This is a genomic window from Providencia sp. PROV032 (assembly GCF_028484875.1).
Taxonomy (GTDB): Bacteria; Pseudomonadota; Gammaproteobacteria; order Enterobacterales; family Enterobacteriaceae; genus Providencia; species Providencia rettgeri_E.
This window is the reverse complement of the sequence record NZ_JAMPSX010000001.1, coordinates 92,275-111,630: the sequence shown is the minus strand read 5'-3', so window position 1 is coordinate 111,630 and position 19,356 is coordinate 92,275. Positions and strand designations below refer to the sequence as shown.

The window sequence follows — 19,356 nt, the reverse complement described above, 5'->3', positions numbered from 1 at the left end:
AGGAAATTATTTAAAATAAAAAGCTGAATTCGTTAGGCGCGAATTCAGCTTTTTTGTGATATCTGCCATTTATTAGGCGGTATGCATACTTTGTGGGTTAGTTTGTCCTTTTTTACGGGCTAATACGATTTTGCTATACAGTAATGCAATCACAAAATACACAGCCTGAGTAACAACGATAGTTGGCCCAGTTGTCGCATTGATGTGGAAACTCAAAATAGTGCCTATGACGCTGGATGTCACTGAAGCGATGATGGCGACTACCAGCATTTTACCGAAGCTCCGACATAGGACAAATGCAATAATCCCCGGTGAGATCAGCATGGCAATAACTAAAATGATCCCAACCGCTTGCAGTGAAGCGACAATGGTTAATGCAAGTAAAGACAGTAAACCATAGTGTATCAGCTTGACGGGTAGGCCAATCACTCGGGCTTGGTTAGGGTCAAAACAATACAGCATAAAATCTTTACGTTTCAGTAAGATAATCGCAATGGTGACGCCTGCAAATAACAAGATTTGTTTAAATTCGCTATCCGTGATCCCTAAAATATCACCAAAAAGAATATGTGTTAGGTGCTGTTCTGTATCTATTTTAGCGAACATCACTAAACCGACAGCAAACATCCCGGAAAACACAATCCCCATGACGGTATCTTCTTTTATCCGACTATTTTCTTTTAAATATCCCGTTGCGACAGCGCAGAATAAGCCAGAGGCGAACGCACCAATAGCCAAGGGAATACCCAATAAAGAGGCAATGATGATCCCAGGTAACACGGCGTGGGAAATTGCATCCCCCATGAGTGACCAACCTTTTAATACTAAAAAGCACGATAAGATGGCACACACGGTTCCGCTAACAATTGCGGTTATCAATGCTTTTTGCATAAACGGAAATGCAAATGGAGCCATCAATAAGTCAATGAAATCACTCATGAGATGCTCCTTGTTGGTGTGATTGGTGTAGTTGAGCGACTTCCTTTTTGGCTTTACGTTTTGAGGCAAGAATACCGTGCTTAGGTGCAAAGAAAAATGCCAGCAGGAAAATAATAGTCTGTAGGGTGACAATTAACCCACCGGTAGCACCATTAAGGAAATAACTGATATAAGCGCCAACAGCACTGGTTACGGTACCAATCGTGACTGAAATAATGAGTAAGCGTTTAAATTGGTCGGTTAATAAATAAGCGGTTGCACCTGGTGTAACAACCATCGCAATAACAAGGATTGCCCCAACAGTTTGTAAGGCAGCGACGGTACAAGCACTTAATAAGGTAAAGAAAATAATTTTTAGGCGTAATGGATTCAAGCCAATGGACCGCGCGTGGCTTTCATCAAAAAAAACGGCTAATAAATCTTTCCATAAGCACAACAGAACAATAAATGAAACGCCGATAATAATTTCTACTTGTAACACGTCAGAATCCGCAATACCTAAAATATTACCAAAAATAATACTTTGCACATTGACGGATGTTGGGTTCAATGAAACGATCAACAAACCTGCCGCAAAAAAAGTAGAAAAGATAAAGCCAATAACAGCATCTTCACGTAAACGAGTTAGATGCTTTATTAATGTCATGGCAAGTGCTGCAAGGATCCCGGTAAAAAAGGCGCCTGCCGCATAAGGTAAACCTAAAGCATAAGCACCAGCCACTCCTGGGACAACGGAGTGGGAGAGCGCATCTCCCATTAATGACCAGCCTTTTAACATCAAATACGCTGATAAAAACGCACAGACAGCACCAACAATGGCGCTGACCCAAATGGCTTTTATCATAAAATCATATTCAAAGGGCTGTAATAACATCTCAATCATTCGGAACCCTTAGCTTGGTTTTTTCGAACAGGCGCATCATGGTCATGACCATAGAATACAGCTGCTCTTTCATCATCGGTAATGACGGTGACAGAGCGTGGGTCATCATCATCATGAAGCTCTTGACCTGACAGGTTAATATGACGCAGCACACCACCAAACGCATTTTGTAGATTACGCTGTGTAAACGTGGTTTCGGTTGGGCCACTGGCTAACACTGTGCGATTGATTAAAATTACGTGGTCGCAAAACTCAGGCACACTGCCCAAGTTATGTGTTGAAACGAGGATAAGGTGGCCTTCGTCACGCAAACTACGCAGCAGGTCAATAATGGCGTTTTCAGTTTTAACATCAACCCCCGTAAAGGGTTCATCAAGGAGTAAAACTTTGCCTTCTTGTGCAAGTGCTCGTGCTAAAAAAACCCGTTTTTTCTGACCGCCTGAGAGCTCGCCTATTTGGCGATGCTCAAGTCCTGCAAGATCAACCCGTTCTAATGCCATTTTGACAGCGTCTTTATCGGCTTGTTTAGGGATGCGAAAAAAACCCATCTTGCCATATCGGCCCATCATCACAACATCTGAAACGAGAACAGGAAAGTTCCAGTCTACTTCTTCTGTTTGTGGGACATACGCAATCACGTTTTCTTTCAGAGCCGTTTTTATCGGCTGGTCATTTAATGTCACACTGCCAGAAGACGGGGTGACAAGCCCCATAATGGTTTTAAATAGCGTGGACTTTCCACTTCCATTTACGCCAACTAAGGCACAAATAGAGCCACCAGAGATTGTAAAGCTTGCGTCATAGATGGCGGTGTGACCATTGTTATATGTCACTGTCGCATCATCGACGATAAGATTCGGGTGTTCGAATTGACTTGAGTGATTCATATTACTGTGAAAATCCTTTCGCTATCGTGTCTACAGTCGTATTTAAAAGGTCTATATAGGTTGGTACCGGGCCATCGGCCGCTGACAATGAGTCAACATATAATACGCCACCGTATTTTGCCCCTGTTTCTTTGCTGACTTGGCGAGCAGGCTTATCAGAGATTGTACTTTCACTAAATACAACAGGAATGTTGTATTTACGGACGGTATCAATCACCTTTTTTACTTGTTGAGGAGAGCCTTGCTCTTCCGCATTGATTGGCCATAAATAGACTTCTTTAAAGCCATAATCTTTTGTTAAATAGCTAAATGCGCCTTCACTTGAAACTAACCAACGTTCATTTTCTGGAATGCGGTTTAAGCGCTCACGTAAAGGGGCATCAAGCTCAGCAATTTGCTGCGCATATTTTTTCGCATTAGCATTATAGGTTTCTGCATTTTCAGGATCATATTTGACTAATGCTTGACGAATATTCTCAATATAAATCTTAGCATTGGCAGGTGACATCCATGCATGTGGGTTCGGGTTATCTTTATACTCACCTTCACGAATTGGCATTGGCTCAATACCTTCGGTGACTACGACAGCAGGGACATTTTTAAAGTTTTCAAAGAAACGTTTGAACCAAACTTCCAGGTTCATCCCATTCCATAAAATTAAATCAGCGTCATAGGCTTTCATAATATCTTTAGGCGTCGGTTGATAACCGTGAATCTCAGCCCCTGGTTTCGTTATAGACTCGACAATTGCCGCATCTCCAGCTACATTTTGAGCGATATCTTGGATAATAGTAAAAGTGGTGACGACCTTAAATTTTTTAGCAAAAGCTGGCTGGCTAAAAAAGATGACTGCTATCAAAGCAAACATACTGGTTAGTAAAGGTGCAGATAATCGAGATACGTTCTTCTTCATAAAAGTTGACCCTGACATTATTAGTTTAGCGTTTTTTAACATAGAGTTGTTAAGGTTTATAACAATTATATTTTATATCTCAATTGATAATGATAATCAATATCAATTGAGGGAAATAAACATAAAAATTGTGGAATAGCATTATTTATCATTATAGGCTTCTAAGTCCCATGGCTATTTGTATGACTAAAACACGTCCTGAAGTAAAAGTTAAGTAAAAATTATTTTATTTTTCTTGGGATTAGTTATTCTGCCATCGGCTTTCATCGCAGAGGATTCGACAGTGAAAAAAATAATTGGCGGTACTTTTGTGCTACTGCTACTTGCAGGTTGTTCAAGCGAGCCAGATAGGCCTGTAACAAAACAGCGGATGTTAGAGCCTACAGGGCCAATAACAGCACAAAATACGGCATTCCCAAGAACGCCTTTTGATGAGTTTATTCGTGAGTCTGCGGCTCGTTATAGTGTTGATGAAGCTTTAATTAGAGCGATTATTGAGGTCGAATCCAACTTTAGGCCTGAAGTTGTCAGTAAATCCAATGCAATAGGTTTGATGCAGATTAAAGCTTCGACAGCGGGGCGTGACGCATACCGTTATCAGGGGAAGTCGGGAGAGCCGAGTTCTCGTGACCTAAAAGATCCACAAAAAAATATTGATATTGGTACAACTTATATTCGTATTTTAAGGGAACAACACCTTGCTGGAATAAGCCACCCTCAGACATTATATTATGCAACGGTTGTCGCATATGTGAACGGGGCGGGGGCATTATTAAGAACATTTGATAACGATAAAGGCCGTGCAATTGCGATGATTAACAGCTTATCACCGGAAGAATTTTATCAGCATGTACAAACAAAGCACCCTGCACCGCAAGCCCCGCGCTATTTGTGGAAAGTTAAAAATGCTTACAATGCATTAGCGATGTCTTATTGATATTCTTTCATTAAATGTGGGAGCTGCGCGACAATTTCAACAATACCGTTGATAACAAATTGCACTCCCATACAGATTAATAAGAACCCCATTACCCGAGCGATCGCATCAATACCACTATTACCTAACCATCTCATAATTGAAGTTGCACCTTTTAAACCAATCCAAACGATAAGACTAGCAATAAAAAAGGTGATCACGGGGGCGATTTTTAAAACCCATGGAGCAAAGCTCACATTACCTTGTAATGATGCTGTGGAGCTGATGATCATGGCGATAGTACCAGGGCCGGCAGTACTTGGCATTGCGAGGGGAACAAAGGCAATACTAGGGGATTCTTGGCGCTTTTTGGGAACATTTGGGTCATCAAGGGTATTAGTCGTCGGGTCTTCCCCAACATCACTACTAGGAAACAGCATACCAAAGCCAATAAATGCCACAATTAATCCACCTGCAATTCTAAGCCCCGGTATTGATATTCCGAATGTATTCATGACTAATTGGCCCGCGTAAAAAGCGATAGTCATAATTGCGAATACATAAATAGAAGCGAGTAATGATTGATGGTCACGCTGTTCTTTTGTCATATTAGCAGAAATGCTTAACATGACCGCAATAGCAGTTAAAGGGTTGGCTAGAGGAAGTAGTAGCACAAGACCAATACCAACGGCTTGAAATAACTCAAAAAAATTTGTCATGGAAGTTCGATTCCAGCTCCTGATTAATGAAAATAAAGCGCCTTATCTCAAATGATAGCAAAATTTCTTATAGATCTGTAGGTTAGCATTTATATCTAGTGAGACACTTTATGGAGGTAGGTGGTTACGATACTGAAGAATAAGGATTGATATCATTTATTAGCTTATAGATAATTGAAGTTGTTCACATTAACTGTGGATAACAAGGGCTTTCATCTGTGAATAACTTATATTATCTATTAAATAACAATGGGATATGGTGTTGTGGTAAAAGTATTCAATTTTTACAGGCAAAAAAAAACCTTTTTATAGGGGATAAAAAGGTTAAGGGCATTTAGTAACAGGTTGTCTTTAAGTTGATATGGGATTTATTATATCTGCTGCAATGTTATTTACTGATAATTTATGTAAATTCATTAAAAGAATTCAATGTAACAGACGACCAAAGAGTAAAAAAATATGTTAAACGGAATCAACCATTTAACTTTAGCTGTAACTAATTTAGATAAAAGTATTGGTTTTTATCAATCACTACTTGGTATGACGTTACATGCGAGTTGGAAAAAGGGCGCCTATATCTCCTGTGGCGATTTATGGTTATGTTTATCATTAGATACAACTCGCCAATTTTCGTCCCCAGAAAAAACGGATTACACACACTATGCCTTTAACGTTGATGCGAAAGACTTTCTTATCGTTGTTGATAGGCTAATGCAAGCGAATGTTATTGTCTGGAAAGAAAATAAAAGTGAAGGAAATTCTTTTTATTTTCTTGATCCTGATGGCCACAAATTAGAATTACATGTAGGCGGTTTATTGCAACGCTTAAAGAGTTGCCAAGAAAAACCGTATGAGGAAATGAAATTTTATTAAAAAGAGTTATGGATTTCTTTACAAAGGATTTTTAGTTTTAAAAATAGCTTTACGCAGAGTTGTATATCCTATTTTCAGTTAATTTTGAATAATAGGAAAAAAAATGAAAAAACTCATAGCAACATTAGCTGGGGCGTTTATGCTATTAGTTTTGGCATTTGCCATGTTACTAATCATTTTTCCTCAGCAGTGGAAACAAAGTATTTATCCAAGTTTATCTCAAGTATTGCCTGCATCGCTCAGTACTGTCTTGCCGCAAGGTTTAGCAAGTAATAATATTTGTGATAGCTTGGAAGATAATTTGCAAAGTTTTGCTGACTATTTAAAAGTTAATCAAGACGTTGTAGATATTAAAGGCATGAATAGCTTAGATGAACAGTTAGCGAATATTCAAGCTCGAATCGATGCAATGCCAAGTGATGTGCGGAATTTAGTTTGCCAACAGGAATATAGTAAGTTAGAAGGCTTAAAAAGTGTCTTTTCATTAGGTCCCACTAACTAATTATTTTTGCTATTAATATTACTCCTCTACATATTCTTCCACTCAAATTTATCTATTCAATTATGATATGCTAATAGCAACATTTTGGCTTGCAGGTAACATAATGAATATATTTAAATTGCCATTATTGAATTGGTTAGTTGCTAATGGGATAGCGGTTTATTTTCTTTTTAGACAAGGGCTTTTAGACTGGACGTTTTCTGGTTGGATGGGAATTTTAGGTATCTTAGTGGCGCTTGAAAGTGTAAGTTGGGTTGTGGCGAGTCTTTATTATTTTTATAAACATAAAACATCACCAAATCCTACTGTAAAGGCAACGCATTTAGTGACTAATGGGCCCTATCGATTTTCACGTAATCCAATGTATTTAGCTTTTACGTCAATGAGCTTAGCTTTAGCTTTTTTCTCGCACTCTCCTTATTTTTTGGTAGCAGGTTTGGTCTTTTGGTTAATTACCGATCTGTACACTATTCCCCAAGAAGAACGCTTTTTAGCGGAAAGATTCACTGAAGAGTGGGAGCGTTATCGCAAGCAGACACGACGTTGGCTATAATTACTGAAGAATTCATTGTATCCAGTGGATCGCATTGGTATTCACTTTCTTTCGCAAAAAAAGAGAAACTATTTCCTGTATTAGATAGCTTATTTGCCATTTAATCGGGAAGGTATTGATTTTTCATATGAAGAATAACAATTAGCGGCTTTACGCTATCGCCATAAAATAGGTCTGTGTTATCATTAGTAATTGAGTTACTCACGATGTGGGGAAATAGGGCGCTTAAGTTGTCTATATTTGTGTACATATCTCGCATAGTGAAGTGAGAAATCGTTAGTAACGTATTGATTTATAACTTTGGAATAATCAAGCAAGTGATCTGGCGTGTGGGTCACCACTGCTGATAAGGATTTTTTAATGCCTGTTATTACTCTTCCTGATGGAAGTCAGCGTCAGTTTGAGCATCCCGTTTCAGTGATGGATGTTGCTCGTGACATCGGAGCGGGTTTAGCTAAAGCCTGTATCGCGGGTCGAATTAATGGTGAACGTGTTGATGCATGTGAAATAATTGAACATGATGCAAACGTGTCCATTATTACGAGCAAGGATGAAGACGGACTCGAAATTATTCGTCACTCTTGTGCTCACCTGTTAGGCCATGCCATCAAGCAATTATGGCCAAATACGAAAATGGCGATTGGGCCGACTATCGACAATGGTTTTTACTATGATGTCGATTTAGACCACATGCTGACGCAGGAAGACTTGGAAAAGCTTGAAAAGCGCATGCTTGAGCTTGCCAAAACAGATTATGAAGTGGTGAAAAAACGTGTTTCTTGGAGCGAAGCTCGTGAAACTTTCGTTGCCCGTGGCGAAGACTATAAGGTTGAAATTTTAGATCAAAACATTAGTCAAGATGACCGCCCAGGTTTATATCATCACGAAGAATATGTTGATATGTGTCGCGGTCCACACGTACCAAACATGCGTTTTTGTCACCATTTTAAATTACAGAAAGTGGCTGGCGCATACTGGCGTGGTAACAGCGATAACAAAATGCTGCAACGTATTTACGGCACCGCATGGGCTGATAAAAAACAATTAGCAGCCTATTTGTTGCGTTTAGAGGAAGCTGCTAAGCGTGACCACCGTAAAATTGGCAAACAATTAGATTTATACCATATGCAAGAAGAAGCGCCGGGTATGGCGTTCTGGCATAATGACGGTTGGACAATTTTCCGTGAACTGGAAACCTTTGTACGCACTAAACTGAAAGCCTATAATTATCAGGAAGTGAAAGGGCCATTTATGATGGACCGCGTCTTATGGGAAAAAACAGGTCACTGGGATAACTATAAAGATGCCATGTTCACGACGTCATCTGAAAACCGTGAATATTGTGTCAAACCAATGAACTGCCCAGGTCACGTACAGATTTTCAACCAAGGTTTGAAATCATATCGTGACTTACCATTGCGCATGGCAGAATTTGGTAGCTGTCACCGTAATGAGCCATCAGGTGCGCTGCATGGTTTAATGCGTGTGCGTGGCTTTACTCAAGATGATGCACATATCTTCTGTACTGAAGAACAAATCTTAAGTGAAGTAACTAGTTGTATTGAAATGATTTATGATGTTTATGCAACTTTCGGTTTTGAAAAAATTGTTGTAAAACTATCAACCCGCCCTGAAAAACGTATCGGCACTGACGAAATGTGGGACAGAGCGGAAGAGGACTTAGCGAATGCCCTGAAATCAAAAGGTATTGAGTTTGAATACCAGCCAGGCGAAGGTGCATTTTATGGTCCGAAAATTGAGTTCACGCTGTATGACTGCCTTGACCGTGCATGGCAATGTGGTACTGTCCAGTTAGACTTCTTCTTGCCGGGCCGTTTAACAGCGTCTTATGTAGGTGAAAATAACGAACGCATCGTTCCTGTAATGATCCACCGTGCAGTGTTAGGTTCACTAGAACGCTTCATTGGTATCTTAACAGAAGAGTATGCAGGCTTTTTCCCAACATGGTTAGCACCACAACAAGTGGTCGTAATGAACATTACTGATGGTCAAGCAGACTATGTTCAAGAATTAGTTAGCAAGCTGCAAAGTGTTGGCATTCGTGCGAAAGCGGACTTACGTAACGAGAAAATCGGCTTTAAGATCCGTGAACACACGCTGCGTCGCGTCCCTTACATGTTAGTATGTGGTGATAAAGAAGTTGAATCAGGCAAAGTTGCTGTACGTACCCGTCGTGGTAAAGACTTAGGTAGCCTTGATGTCAACGAATTCATGACAAAACTGCTCGAAGAGATCCGCAGTCGTCAACTCAATCAGATGGAGGAATAAGGTATTAAAGGCGGAAAAAAACTCCCTACAGCGCGTCCAAATCGTATTAACGATGAAATTCGTGCAACAGAAATCCGTGTCACTGGTTTAGACGGTGAACAACTTGGCGTAATGAGTGTGCGTGAAGCCCTCTTTAAAGCAGAAGAAGCTGGTGTCGATTTAGTCGAAATCAGCCCAAATGCCGAGCCGCCAGTTTGTCGTATCATGGACTACGGTAAATATCTTTATGAGAAGAGTAAGTCTCAAAAAGAACAAAAGAAAAAACAAAAAGTTGTTCAAGTGAAGGAAATTAAATTCCGTCCAGGAACAGACGAAGGAGACTACCAAGTTAAACTACGTAGTTTAATTCGCTTTTTGGAAGATGGTGACAAAGCTAAAGTAACACTGCGTTTTCGTGGTCGCGAAATGGCTCACCAACAGATTGGCTTAGAAGTGCTTAACCGCATCAAAACCGATCTGGATGAACTGGCATCAGTTGAATCATTCCCATCAAGGATTGAAGGACGCCAGATGATCATGGTATTGGCACCAAAGAAAAAATAATTAAGCCAGTCTGGTTATAGCGAAGTCTTGCTAGAGTCTAGCAGCGCTCATTTGGGCGCTGCTTCTCTGTTTTATTCGTAATGAAAAATATTATTATCGATGAAAACAATGCCATCTCAGCTAAGACAATCGGCATATTTGGCATCTTGTTATTTGTTTCATTAATGAATGGAAATAATCGTGCCAAAGTGATAATTGGCTTCAAAAGCCAAGTTTTCAAATAGTTCAGTACGATTTATTGCAAGATTTACTTGAGTAATCCAGCAAGAAGCATTAAAATCCGCGGTCGAATCGCTTTGTTAGCGTATAGTGCGTTAAGACAAAGCAAGAATATCGTACATGCGTCAGGCAGTAACTATTGAGTGACGGGTGTATTTGCTTGAGAGAAGCAAATCTCTTTATCCAATTGGAGGAATGAAGTATTAAAGGCGGAAAAAGAATCCCAACAACACGTCCAAATCGTATTAATGATGAAATTCGTGTTCCAGAGGTCCGTTTAACAGGTTTAGACGGTGAACAGTTAGGCATCATGAGCGCACGCGAAGCGCTTGAAAAAGCTGAAGAAGCAGGTGTAGACCTCGTTGAAATCAGCCCAAATGCTGAACCGCCAGTTTGTCGTATCATGGATTACGGCAAATTCCTTTATGAGAAGAGCAAATCTCAAAAAGAGCAAAAAAAGAAACAAAAAGTTGTTCAGGTGAAGGAAATTAAATTCCGCCCTGGTACAGATGAAGGTGATTATCAGGTCAAACTACGCAACCTGATTCGCTTTCTGGAAGATGGTGATAAAGCTAAAGTTACACTGCGTTTTCGTGGTCGTGAAATGGCTCACCAGCAGATTGGTCTGGAAATGCTTAACCGCATCAAAGCTGATCTGGAAGAGCTGGCATCCGTGGAGTCTTTCCCTTCAAGAATTGAAGGGCGTCAGATGATCATGGTGCTGGCACCGAAGAAGAAATAGTTAGGCCTGCAAGTAATATTCGTTTATAGCAATATAGATGTTATTCGCCTAATTAATTCGTAGTTAATCACAATGCGAAGTTGGAAATAAAAGAAATGCCAAAGATTAAAACTGTACGTGGCGCAGCAAAGCGCTTTAAAAAAACTGCAGGCGGTGGCTTTAAGCGTAAGCATGCAAACCTTCGTCATATCCTGACTAAAAAGTCAACTAAGCGTAAACGCCATTTACGTCCGAAAGGAATGGTATCTAAGGGCGATCTGGGTCTGGTAGTAGCCTGCCTGCCTTACGCATAAGTAAACAATTTAGTTAATTAAGATAAAAGACGATAGGAGATAGCTATGGCTCGCGCAAAACGTGGTGTAATCGCACGTGCACGTCACAAAAAAATTCTGAAGCAGGCGAAAGGTTACTATGGTGCACGTTCACGTGTTTACCGCGTAGCGTTTCAGGCGGTAATCAAAGCTGGTCAATACGCTTACCGTGACCGCCGTCAACGTAAACGTCAGTTCCGTCAACTGTGGATCGCACGTATTAACGCTGCGGCTCGTCAGAATGGCCTGTCTTACAGCCGTTTCATCAATGGCTTGAAAAAAGCTTCAATTGAAATCGACCGTAAGATTTTAGCAGACATCGCAGTTTTCGATAAAGCAGCATTCACTGCTTTAGTAGAAAAAGCGAAAGGCGCTTTAGCTTAATTGTTTGCTTGAAAAGAGGAGGGTAACTTCCTCTTTTCATTTATAGTGATTTGTGTTAATACTTTAGATACAGTCAGTTACTGAGAGTTCGCTACATGCATTCTGTTATTTTTCGTTTCTTTTTTTACTTTAGCACCTGAATCTCGGGGGCTTGTGCGCGTAAATAGAAAGAAGAAATGAAAGATTACGCTAAAGCCTCCTTAGGGAGGCTTTTCTGTTTCTAGTTTTAGGTTAAGTACAGTAAAATCAGTTAAGTATTCATTCATTACCAAATGGAATGTGAAGCTTAATATATATAGTGAATAACTAGCAAAAAGACCAATTGGTCATAAAGGGGAAACAATGCCACATCTCGCTGAGTTGGTTGCACAGGCAAAAGCAGCCATTGAACAGGCCCAAGATGTTGCTACGTTGGAATCAGTGCGTGTTGAATATTTAGGCAAGAGCGGCCATTTCACACTACAGATGAAAACGTTGCGTGAACTGCCTGCTGAAGAACGTCCAGCAGCAGGGGCTGTGATAAATGAAGCTAAAGTACAGGTTCAAGATGCACTGAACGCCCGTAAGGACGCGATGCAAGCTGAAATCCTTAATGCACGTCTGGTTTCAGAGAAAATTGACGTATCATTACCAGGGCGTCGTATGGAAAATGGTGGGTTACACCCGGTGACCCGTACAATTCAGCGAATTGAAGAGTTTTTTGGCGAATTAGGTTTCTCTGTTGAAACAGGCCCAGAAATCGAAGATGACTATCATAACTTTGATGCGCTAAATATCCCTGCTCACCACCCTGCGCGTGCAGACCACGATACTTTTTGGTTTGATGCAAAACGCTTACTGCGTACGCAAACATCAGGTGTGCAAATTCGTACAATGAATGGCCAACAGCCACCGATTCGTATCATTGCCCCCGGTCGTGTATATCGTAATGATTATGACCAAACGCATACACCTATGTTCCATCAAACAGAAGGCCTGATTGTTGATAAAGATATTAGCTTTACCAATCTAAAAGGCACACTGCATGATTTCTTGAATAACTTTTTTGAAGAGGAAGTTCAAGTACGCTTCCGTCCATCCTATTTCCCATTCACCGAACCTTCAGCGGAAGTTGATGTGATGGGTAAAAATGGCAAATGGCTGGAAGTATTAGGCTGCGGAATGGTGCATCCAAATGTATTACGTAATGTAGGTATTGACCCTGAAGTTTACTCTGGATTTGCATTTGGTATGGGAATGGAACGTCTAACAATGCTACGTTACGGTGTTTCTGACCTGCGTGCATTCTTCGAAAATGATCTTCGTTTCCTCAAACAGTTTAAATAAGGCGGGTCTATCTCATGAAATTCAGTGAACTATGGTTACGCGAATGGGTAAACCCGGCGATCAGTAGTGAAGCTTTATCCGACCAAATCACGATGGCGGGTTTGGAAGTTGACGGTGTAGATGCAGTTGCAGGCCAATTTCACGGCGTTGTTGTTGGTGAAGTGGTTGAGTGTGGCCAGCACCCAAATGCAGACAAACTGCGCGTTACAAAAGTTAACGTAGGCGGTGAGCGTTTATTAGATATCGTCTGTGGTGCACCAAACTGCCGTCAAGGCCTAAAAGTTGCTGTTGCAACCGTGGGTGCAGTATTACCGGGCGATTTTAAAATTAAAGCGGCAAAATTGCGTGGCGAACCTTCTGAAGGCATGCTGTGTTCTTATTCTGAGCTGGGTATTTCTGATGACCACAGCGGAATTATTGAATTGCCACTAGATGCCACTATCGGTACCGATATTCGTGAATATCTAAAGCTTGATGATAATGCGATTGAAATCAGCATTACACCGAACCGTGCAGATTGCTTGAGTATTCTTGGGGTTGCACGTGATGTCGCTGTTATTAACAAATTAGCGCTAAATGAGCCGGTTATTAACGCCGTGACCGCAACGACAAAAGATACATTCCCAATTCGAGTCGAAGCACCAAATGCCTGCCCACGTTTCTTAGGTCGAGTGATCAAAAATATTGATGTGTCAGCGCCAACGCCAATGTGGATGAAAGAAAAGTTGCGCCGTGGTGGCGTCCGTTCTATTGACGCGATTGTGGATATCACCAACTACGTCTTATTGGAACTGGGTCAGCCTCAACACGCTTATGACTTAGACCGTTTAGATGGCGCTATTGTTGCTCGTATGGCAAAAGAAGGGGAGAAACTGGTTCTCCTTGATGGCAGTGAAGCAACGTTAAAATCAGACACATTAGTGATTGCTGATGAATCAAAAGCATTGGGGATTGCAGGTATTTTTGGCGGTGAACACTCAGGTGTTAATACGGAAACCAAAAATATTTTATTAGAGTGTGCATTCTTCGACCCATTATCAATCACTGGCCGCGCACGTAATTACGGTTTGCACACAGATGCATCTCACCGTTTTGAGCGTGGTGTTGACCCTCAATTACAGTTTAAAGCGATTGAACGTGCTACTGCGCTAATTGTTGAGATTTGTGGTGGTGAAGTCGGTGAAATTATTGATGTAACCAGTGAACAGCATTTACCAAAAGCCGCAGATATTAAACTGACCCGCAATAAATTAGACCGTTTGATTGGTCACTTTATTGATGATGAGTTAGTGACTGATATTTTGACGCGTTTGGGGTGCAAAGTCACAGCATCTGCAAACACATGGGATGTTGTTGCTCCAAGCTGGCGCTTCGATATGCAAATCGAAGAAGATTTAGTGGAAGAAGTCGCTCGTGTTTATGGTTATAACAGCATTCCTGATGTGCCATTACGTGCTGATTTGACCATGACTAATCACAAAGAAGCTAACTTACCTTTAAAACGTATTAAAGCAATGTTAGTTGACCGTGGCTATCAAGAAGTCATCACTTACAGTTTTGTAGACCCTAAAGTGCAAGCTTTACTGCACCCACAACAAGACGCGTTGATTTTACCTAACCCGATTTCGGTTGATATGTCAGCGATGCGTTTATCATTGTTGACTGGTTTATTAGGAACGGTTGTCTATAATCAGAATCGTCAACAAAATAGAATTCGTTTATTTGAGACGGGTCTGCGCTTTACTCCTGATAATCAAGCAGAATATGGGATCCGTCAGGAACCAATGCTTGCAGGGGTGATTACAGGCAATAGATTTGAAGAACATTGGTCATTAGATAAACAAGTTGTTGACTTCTTTGACTTAAAAGGTGATCTTGAAGCTGTTTTTGAATTGACTGGGAAACTAAATCAAATTACATTTAAATCTGAGGCACATCCTGCATTGCATCCAGGTCAAAGTGCTGGGATTTATCTGGAAAATGAACACATTGGCTTTATTGGTGTGGTTCACCCAGAATTAGAACGCAAACTCGATTTAAATGGTCGTACGGTGGTGTTTGAGGTTCGTAGTGATGCGATAGCACAACGTGTCATCCCTGAAGCTAAGGCGATTTCGCGCTATCCATCGAACCGCCGTGACATCGCTGTTGTCGTGCCAGAAGATGTGGCTGCTGCTGAAGTTTTAGCAGAGTGTAAAAAAGTTGGCATAAATCATATAGTTGGCATAAACTTATTTGATGTGTACTGTGGTGAAGGAATAGCAGACGGCTACAAGAGCCTTGCTATCAGTCTTGTCTTCCAAGATACCCAACGTACCATGGAAGAAGAAGAGATCACTGCTACCGTTGATCTGTGTATTGCTGCGTTAAAACAGCGATTCCAAGCCTCCTTGAGGGACTAAACCTATGGCGCTTACTAAAGCTGAAATGTCAGAAAATTTGTTTGAAAAACTGGGTGTTAGCAAACGTGATGCTAAAGACCTTGTCGAAACTTTCTTTGAAGAGGTTCGCCTTTCCTTAGAAAATGGTGAGCAAGTAAAATTATCTGGATTCGGTAACTTTGATTTACGTGATAAAAATCAACGTCCCGGACGTAACCCAAAAACTGGGGAAGATATTCCAATTACTGCACGCCGTGTTGTTACTTTCCGCCCAGGCCAAAAATTAAAAAGCCGTGTAGAAAAAGCAACACCGAAAGAGTAATTATATCGTTTGATATGAAAAAAGACCGCCTAGGCGGTCTTTTGTTTATCTATAACTGCATGTTTTATAAAAGGATTTATAAAGCATCATCCACATTACATCCACATGTAACCCACCTTTAGCATTAGCCCCGTGTTATAAGGGGCTTCACATTTATTCTATTACCATATGTAATAATGCATCTGAATACAGTCAAATAGGAAAGTATCATGGCTAAACCTATAATTTTCGGGGATTATCAACTTAAAACTAAAAAGTCTGCTATAGAGGAAATCAGGAGGAGAATTTCTTTTTATCAATTTTGCCAGAAACTCACTGAGGAAGATGAAATTTTTTTCTCAGAATTGTTTAAATTACATAGCGAATATGAAGAAAAAGTTGGGTGCGGCATAGCAAGTATCACAGTAGAAAAAGATTTTCATAATAACAAATGCCTTTATATACACCGTCAGGATGGTAAATCTACTGACATTAGTTGGGTTCACTGTGTTAAGCCTGCATCTCAAAAAACTATTGTATCTTATGCATTTAGGAGAGCAGTTAAGGAAGCCATTGTTGCCTTTAAAAAAGATAATCTTAAAGAAACAATATATTGTCCAATATTGCATATTCCATTAAATTTTGAAAACAGCCATGTGGCATATATAACCCCCTCATTTGACCAACTATTCTTAAGCTTTTTAGAGCTAGTTGAACAAAATATTGGCTCCATAGAACTAAAAAATCCAAACTCTGATGATTATGACCAAAGGGGAGTAATTAGTGATTCACGTTTAAAAGAAAAGTGGGTGCAATATCATCAAGAGAACGCACAATTGAAACTTCTAAGTGCTAAAGCTAACTTAAGTAGAAAATCATAATTGATATTATTTAAATCATAAAAGCCCCTTGTTCATAGGGGGTAATTTTATAGCGAAAGCGTTTTTTGCTGGTATTTATTCGGATGCGGCTCAACAACATTAATATGTGCGGGTTTAACAACAATTTTGGTCACTGATTCGTGACTGACAAATGTGCAACCACAATTAATATTTTGGCACTGGTTATAACGTTCTTTGGTTTCGGATGAGACTTGATAGGAACTACGTGTATGTGCAGCGTGACCGCATTCGGGACAATTCATCATGATTATGTATCCTTTGTCATGATGTTGATGTTACGTAAATTATACCATGTATATCCATACAGTCTAAAAAATTATTCATCAGCCATATCTAAATCTGAAATCTTAACCTCCAACTCCAAAGCTGAAGTAAACCCGCTGTCATTCAGTGAATGAACTACTCGCGTTAATGTCCAGTCCGCGTTATCAATTTCGGGTTTAAATCCGCTGACGGTGACAGGCATTTCAGGGTAGAGATCTGCACGGCCAACCGCGAGTTGAATCGAAAATGACGCTACACCACGTTGGATTTTTTCCCAGTTGGCTTTTGCGGCTCGGGCGGCATTTTCTTTCGTGGCGTAGGTATGAGAAAGCGTCAGGACGTTCCCTTGTTCGCCGGCTAAATATTCCCCTTGTTTTTCTTTCGGTTCAGCGGGTTTTGTAGGTTGTTTGCTTTTTCGCTTACGTTTTACCGTCACTGTTTTTTTCTTTTTCAGCTCATGTGTGTCAAGCCAGGTACCAATTCGGATTAGGTTTCGAATCAAACGTAAAATTTCGGTATTATTCATAAAACATAGATTGCCACGGATGAAGAACGAGGCGCATGTGTATGGCTTTGTGTCATGATTGGCACAAGTTGAATAACGTGAAATTGGTTATCTTTACAAGGTGTAGTTTATAAACTACACTCTAAGCATGAAAGAACTTAAACAGACCGACGCATTCCGTTTATGGGAATCAAAACTAAAAGATAAAAGAGCGCGCACTGTGATTGCTACGCGATTATTTCGTTTAGCAAATGGTTTAGCGGGGGATGCAATGCCAGTGGGTGAAGGGATCAGTGAATTAAGAATTCATTATGACCCTGGTTATCGTGTCTATTATCAGCAACGAGGCAATACGATAATCCTTTTGTTGTGCGGTGGTGATAAAGGCTCTCAATCACGGGATATTACATTAGCTAAGACACTGGCTAAAAAGTGGATTTTAGAGGAAAACAATGATGAGTAATTTAACAACTTATGATCCAGCGCTCGCGCTAGTCGATGATGAAGAAATTGCATTTTTTATGGCGGATGCCATCGAAACGGGTGATTCTGCATACATTGCAAAAGCATTAGGGATTGTGGCCAGAGCGAAAGGAATGAGCCAAATCGCGGCAGAAACTGGGCTTTCTCGTGAACAGCTATACCGCTCATTTAGTGAAGATGGTAACCCGACATTAAAATCAACGTTGGCGGTAATGAAAGCGTTAGGTGTTGAGCTAACGGTAAAAACTCACGTTAATTAATTTTTCATTGAGCCAGAAAATCAATAATCTGACTTTCAATATGCCTGATTTCTTTTTGTCTATAACCCTGCGTTAAAAAATGCCTTACTGGTTTGTATAATGGTGCTAATTAACTCATTACAACATTCGTAACCTATTGAAAAATATTGCTAGCCCCGATGTTCTGGGGCTGGCAATGACCGGCTAGGCGGTCTTTTGTTTTTTTGAACTTCAAGCGTACAATTTAGTGTGAATTAATGCCTCAATAAAAGTAATCATTCTATTATTTAATGTCATGCTCTCTATTGAAGGGACTTCAAATTGATCGGCTAGCAGCCTAGGCGCTAGACATATAGCAAGGTTTTTTGCATTCATTTTCGCTGCTGGGTTTTTAGCGATATCAGCAAAAAGGGATGTAAGTATGTTGAATGGCATTGACGGTGTTACCCTATTAATTCGGTTTTTTGTCTGGGTTAATATGTTATTTGCTTTCTCGCCAGTGACCTCTTTTTCCTTCATAAACGCGATAATATCTCGTTGACTTTTATAAGCATCTTCTAAAGCTTTATCAGGTGATTTGTTTAAAAAATAGGCGGGGTAGTTCTGTTTGTCCATGATCAGTCCAAATAATTCTTTATAAGCTAAGGTAATACTTGGAAGGCTAATATTGTTATTTTCAATAAATGTTTGAGTAAGAGGCTTATTGGCATCTAAATGCAGAAAGATTAAATGCATATCTGCTTTTTTACCTGAGAGTCTGAAAATCCCCTCTATTGACGCAAAGTCTGGATGTAAACGGATGGCTTTATCTAATTCATTAAGCTGGAGATGCATTTTTCGCTCATCATATGAAATATCTTTTTGTTCATTAATTAAACGTATGTTTTTTTTAAATTGAGGGATCACAGCTGACCTATCAAGCTCAATTTCTGAATGGCTTTTGAGTGCATGTGTTATATCACTTGATAATTTACTAATATCATTAACAGGCTGATATAAATCATTGTGAATAACTTTAGGGACTTTTGGGCAATATATTGGATTATTATGAGCCTTGAGTTTTGGCTTATGATTAAATAATGTATGAGTCAATATTTTATTACAGACGGTTTTAATTTGTTGCCAAAATGAAGGCGGTTTATGCATTTTGGGAAATGGGGTAGTTATTTGTGTGGAGTTTGTAGTGGAGAGCTTAGTTAAAATAGTCATAGTGTCCTCTGGTTTTGCGGTTAATGAAACTCTATTGATCATAGGTAGTTGGTATCGTATTTCTTTCATAAAT

General features: G+C 40.1%; 23 protein-coding genes, 1 pseudogene and 1 other annotated feature. Of the genes and pseudogenes, 16 read left to right on the top strand and 8 right to left on the bottom strand.

What is annotated here, in order from left to right:
- Positions 1-72 precede the first annotated feature (72 nt).
- From PSF42_RS00570 to PSF42_RS00555, 4 genes are read right to left on the bottom strand one after another with little or no spacing between them, the layout of a single operon-like run.
- Positions 73-939, bottom strand: a complete 867-nt coding sequence (locus PSF42_RS00570) for a metal ABC transporter permease (protein ID WP_125890935.1) — start codon at positions 937-939, stop codon at positions 73-75.
- Entirely contained in the window at positions 932-1,822 is an 891-nt protein-coding gene (locus PSF42_RS00565) for a metal ABC transporter permease (RefSeq protein ID WP_125890936.1), read from the bottom strand. The genes PSF42_RS00570 and PSF42_RS00565 overlap by 8 nt, the downstream gene beginning before the upstream one ends.
- Positions 1,819-2,709, bottom strand: coding sequence for a manganese/iron ABC transporter ATP-binding protein (locus PSF42_RS00560; RefSeq protein WP_102139218.1), 891 nt, complete (start codon positions 2,707-2,709; stop codon positions 1,819-1,821). The genes PSF42_RS00565 and PSF42_RS00560 overlap by 4 nt, the downstream gene beginning before the upstream one ends.
- Position 2,710: 1 nt before the next feature.
- Entirely contained in the window at positions 2,711-3,622 is a 912-nt protein-coding gene (locus tag PSF42_RS00555; RefSeq protein ID WP_125890937.1) for a metal ABC transporter substrate-binding protein, read from the bottom strand.
- 283 nt (positions 3,623-3,905) lie between these two features.
- On the opposite strand from PSF42_RS00555, the gene PSF42_RS00550 reads away from it, so the two are divergent.
- A complete protein-coding gene (locus tag PSF42_RS00550; protein WP_213913273.1) occupies positions 3,906-4,559 on the top strand; it encodes a transglycosylase SLT domain-containing protein in 654 nt (217 codons plus the stop codon).
- Here the strand turns inward: PSF42_RS00550 and PSF42_RS00545 are convergent.
- Positions 4,553-5,257 (bottom strand): MarC family NAAT transporter, encoded by a 705-nt coding sequence (locus tag PSF42_RS00545; RefSeq protein ID WP_125890939.1) that lies wholly within the window; start codon positions 5,255-5,257, stop codon positions 4,553-4,555. The genes PSF42_RS00550 and PSF42_RS00545 overlap by 7 nt on opposite strands.
- Before the next feature lie 459 nt (positions 5,258-5,716).
- On the opposite strand from PSF42_RS00545, the gene fos reads away from it, so the two are divergent.
- From fos to PSF42_RS00485, 13 genes are all read left to right on the top strand, one after another.
- On the top strand, positions 5,717-6,130 hold the full coding sequence (fos, locus tag PSF42_RS00540; RefSeq protein WP_213913272.1) for a fosfomycin resistance glutathione transferase: 414 nt from the start codon (positions 5,717-5,719) through the stop codon (positions 6,128-6,130).
- A 103-nt stretch (positions 6,131-6,233) separates the two neighbouring features.
- Positions 6,234-6,632, top strand: coding sequence for a hypothetical protein (locus PSF42_RS00535; RefSeq protein ID WP_125890941.1), 399 nt, complete (start codon positions 6,234-6,236; stop codon positions 6,630-6,632).
- Positions 6,633-6,735: 103 nt separating this feature from the next.
- Positions 6,736-7,185, top strand: coding sequence for a methyltransferase family protein (locus PSF42_RS00530; RefSeq protein WP_125890942.1), 450 nt, complete (start codon positions 6,736-6,738; stop codon positions 7,183-7,185).
- Positions 7,186-7,545: 360 nt separating this feature from the next.
- Positions 7,546-9,474, top strand: coding sequence for a threonine--tRNA ligase (gene thrS, locus PSF42_RS00525; protein WP_125890943.1), 1,929 nt, complete (start codon positions 7,546-7,548; stop codon positions 9,472-9,474).
- A gap of 3 nt (positions 9,475-9,477) precedes the next feature.
- A complete protein-coding gene (gene infC / locus PSF42_RS00520; protein ID WP_071524538.1) occupies positions 9,478-10,017 on the top strand; it encodes a translation initiation factor IF-3 in 540 nt (179 codons plus the stop codon).
- Positions 10,018-10,438: 421 nt separating this feature from the next.
- Positions 10,439-10,978, top strand: coding sequence for a translation initiation factor IF-3 (infC, locus tag PSF42_RS00515; protein ID WP_125890944.1), 540 nt, complete (start codon positions 10,439-10,441; stop codon positions 10,976-10,978).
- A 95-nt stretch (positions 10,979-11,073) separates the two neighbouring features.
- Positions 11,074-11,271 (top strand): 50S ribosomal protein L35, encoded by a 198-nt coding sequence (rpmI, locus tag PSF42_RS00510; protein WP_004263702.1) that lies wholly within the window; start codon positions 11,074-11,076, stop codon positions 11,269-11,271.
- A 45-nt stretch (positions 11,272-11,316) separates the two neighbouring features.
- Positions 11,317-11,673, top strand: coding sequence for a 50S ribosomal protein L20 (rplT, locus tag PSF42_RS00505; RefSeq protein ID WP_004263714.1), 357 nt, complete (start codon positions 11,317-11,319; stop codon positions 11,671-11,673).
- 89 nt (positions 11,674-11,762) lie between these two features.
- Positions 11,763-11,892 (top strand) — a sequence feature (Phe leader region).
- Complete coding sequence (gene pheM / locus PSF42_RS20780; RefSeq protein ID WP_136134757.1) at positions 11,769-11,813, top strand: pheST operon leader peptide PheM; 45 nt, start codon at positions 11,769-11,771, stop codon at positions 11,811-11,813. Its footprint overlaps the feature before it by 45 nt.
- A gap of 123 nt (positions 11,893-12,015) precedes the next feature.
- Positions 12,016-12,999, top strand: coding sequence for a phenylalanine--tRNA ligase subunit alpha (pheS, locus tag PSF42_RS00500; protein WP_102139209.1), 984 nt, complete (start codon positions 12,016-12,018; stop codon positions 12,997-12,999).
- A 14-nt stretch (positions 13,000-13,013) separates the two neighbouring features.
- Positions 13,014-15,401 carry a phenylalanine--tRNA ligase subunit beta gene (gene pheT / locus PSF42_RS00495; RefSeq protein WP_272679258.1) on the top strand — a complete coding sequence of 796 codons (2,388 nt, stop codon included), beginning with the start codon at positions 13,014-13,016 and terminating at the stop codon, positions 15,399-15,401.
- Between the two features lie 4 nt (positions 15,402-15,405).
- Positions 15,406-15,702 carry an integration host factor subunit alpha gene (gene ihfA, locus PSF42_RS00490; protein ID WP_004263721.1) on the top strand — a complete coding sequence of 99 codons (297 nt, stop codon included), beginning with the start codon at positions 15,406-15,408 and terminating at the stop codon, positions 15,700-15,702.
- A 209-nt stretch (positions 15,703-15,911) separates the two neighbouring features.
- Positions 15,912-16,562, top strand: coding sequence for a DCL family protein (locus PSF42_RS00485; protein WP_272679257.1), 651 nt, complete (start codon positions 15,912-15,914; stop codon positions 16,560-16,562).
- Between the two features lie 47 nt (positions 16,563-16,609).
- Here the strand turns inward: PSF42_RS00485 and PSF42_RS00480 are convergent, their stop codons facing one another.
- Both PSF42_RS00480 and PSF42_RS00475 read right to left on the bottom strand, forming a co-directional pair.
- On the bottom strand, positions 16,610-16,828 hold the full coding sequence (locus PSF42_RS00480; protein WP_248468296.1) for an ogr/Delta-like zinc finger family protein: 219 nt from the start codon (positions 16,826-16,828) through the stop codon (positions 16,610-16,612).
- A 71-nt stretch (positions 16,829-16,899) separates the two neighbouring features.
- Positions 16,900-17,328: pseudogene (locus tag PSF42_RS00475) on the bottom strand (contractile injection system protein, VgrG/Pvc8 family); the annotation flags it as partial.
- A gap of 172 nt (positions 17,329-17,500) precedes the next feature.
- Between PSF42_RS00475 and PSF42_RS00470 the strand changes: the two are divergent.
- A complete protein-coding gene (locus PSF42_RS00470) occupies positions 17,501-17,815 on the top strand; it encodes a type II toxin-antitoxin system RelE/ParE family toxin (RefSeq protein WP_272679256.1) in 315 nt (104 codons plus the stop codon).
- Positions 17,808-18,095, top strand: coding sequence for an addiction module antidote protein (locus PSF42_RS00465; RefSeq protein WP_117162001.1), 288 nt, complete (start codon positions 17,808-17,810; stop codon positions 18,093-18,095). The genes PSF42_RS00470 and PSF42_RS00465 overlap by 8 nt, the downstream gene beginning before the upstream one ends.
- A 210-nt stretch (positions 18,096-18,305) precedes the next feature.
- On the opposite strand, the gene PSF42_RS00460 is transcribed toward PSF42_RS00465, so the two are convergent.
- Positions 18,306-19,283 carry a RhoGAP domain-containing protein gene (locus PSF42_RS00460; protein WP_272679255.1) on the bottom strand — a complete coding sequence of 326 codons (978 nt, stop codon included), beginning with the start codon at positions 19,281-19,283 and terminating at the stop codon, positions 18,306-18,308.
- Positions 19,284-19,356 lie beyond the last annotated feature (73 nt).